This is a genomic window from Nocardioides sp. (assembly GCF_024509035.1).
GTDB lineage: Bacteria > Actinomycetota > Actinomycetes > Propionibacteriales > Nocardioidaceae > Nocardioides.
The window spans coordinates 1-1647 of record NZ_JANINT010000404.1; the positions used below are offsets into that span (position 1 = coordinate 1).

At 74.6% G+C, this 1647-nt stretch carries 3 protein-coding genes; 1 reads left to right on the forward strand and 2 read right to left on the reverse strand.

Annotated elements, in window-relative coordinates; translation table 11 throughout:
- Together Q0L15_RS22405 and Q0L15_RS22410 are read right to left on the reverse strand one after the other, a co-directional pair.
- Nucleotides 1-506 (reverse strand): TetR/AcrR family transcriptional regulator (locus Q0L15_RS22405; RefSeq protein WP_296607077.1); only part of this gene is annotated, 506 nt, incomplete at its 3' end.
- Complete coding sequence (locus tag Q0L15_RS22410) at nucleotides 499-1083, reverse strand: TetR/AcrR family transcriptional regulator (protein WP_296607078.1); 585 nt, start codon at nucleotides 1081-1083, stop codon at nucleotides 499-501. The genes Q0L15_RS22405 and Q0L15_RS22410, both read right to left, overlap by 8 nt.
- A 125-nt stretch (nucleotides 1084-1208) precedes the next feature.
- Here Q0L15_RS22410 and Q0L15_RS22415 point away from each other — a divergent pair.
- The coding region (locus Q0L15_RS22415; RefSeq protein ID WP_296607079.1) for an MMPL family transporter at nucleotides 1209-1647 on the forward strand (439 nt) is incomplete at its 3' end.

Here is a 1647-nt window from a genome sequence, read left to right on the forward strand (position 1 = left end):
AGGAGGTGGCTCATCGCTAGCGCGACCCGCAGCTCGCGGTCGGCCCGGTCCTGGGCGGGCACCGACTCGCTGAGCACCTCGCAGAGCAGCAGACCGCGCAGCCGGTCCATCGCCTCGCCGAGGACGAGTGCGGATCGCGCGGTGGCCAGGAGCGGGACGGCTGTCTCGGGGGCCTCCCACCAGGTCAGGTACGCCGACGCGAGCCGCGCCCCGGACCCCTCGGGCGGCGACAGTGCATCCAGGAGGTCGCCGGGCACCCGCGCGGGGCGGCCGACGACGGCGGCGAACAGCCCGCCCTTGTCGCCGAAGAAGTGGGCGATCAGCGCGGCATCGACGTCGGCGCGCTCGGCGATCGCCCGGACGCTCGTGCCGGCGTAACCCCGCTCGGCGAACAGCTCCCGCGCCGCCGCCAGGATCGACTCGCGGGACTCGCTGTGACCGGAGCGCCGTCCTCGGCGTCGCGCGCCAGTGCTGCCGGCGTCGGCGTGGTCGCCGGACTCAGGCACCCGGACCACCCCGGCCGAAGCCTTCGAGGAACGTGCTCGCCACCAGCTCGCTGGCCTCCCCAGGGTCGACCAGGCCGGCGCCGGCGGCGCGGGCGGCGGTCATCAGGAGCCCGGCGAGCACGGCGCGCAACCAGGCGGGGTTCGCCGCCGCGGGGAGCTCGCCGGCCTCGACGCCGCGGTCCAGGACCGCCCACAGGGGGGCGAGGACCTGCTCCCGGGCGGCCAGGAAGGCGGGGTCCCCGGAGGCGCCCCCGGCGAGCAGGATCCGGAACCGCAGGGCCAGCGGCACCAGCTCGGCGGCGGCGCGCCGGATGCCCTCGCGGGTGTCGCACCCGGCCAGGTCGAGACCGGCCAGCGCCTCCGAGGCGCGGCGCAGCACCTCCTCCTGGATCGCGGACAGCAGGGCGTCGCGGCTCTCGAAGTGGCGGTAGAGCGTCGCCCGGGTCAGCCCGGCCCGGGTGGCGATCTCCGCGAGGGACGCCTCGGGCGCCGAGGCGAGCACGTCGGCGGCGGCGTCGAGCAGCGCTGCCCGGTTGCGGAGCACGTCCGCCCGGGTGTGCTCCTCCTGGACCGCCACACCTCGCAGGTTACCGAGTTGGTTCTGCGGGGGTGCGGCGTATAGTCAAAAAAACGAGACAGCAGTGTCTCACTTCTCGAAGGAGTGACCATGACCCCGCCGCCGAACCACCACCAGGAGTCCTGATGCTGCGCGCGCTCGGCTCACTGTCCGTCCGTCACCGGTGGCTGGTGATCGTGGTGTGGCTGCTGCTCGTCGGCGGTGTCCTGGTCACCGGGCGGAGCGTCGGCGGGTCGTTCAGCAACGACTTGTCGGTCGAGGGCACCGATTCCCAGGCGGCGTACGACGCTCTGGTGACGACGTTCCCGGAGATGTCGGGCGACGGCATGCAGGTCGCGATCCACGACGACCGCGGCGTCGCGTCGGGCCCGGTCCGCGGCGCGGTCGAGGACGCACTGGCCGAGGTGTCGTCGCAGGGCGGCGTCGCGATGGTGCAGTCGCCGTACGGCACCCAGCAGCAGATGGTCTCCCCGGACGGCACGACCGCCGTGGCGACGGTGCGGTTCACCGGCCGGGCCGTCGACATCGACACAGGCGAGATCGCCGCCGCGCAGGCCGCGTTCG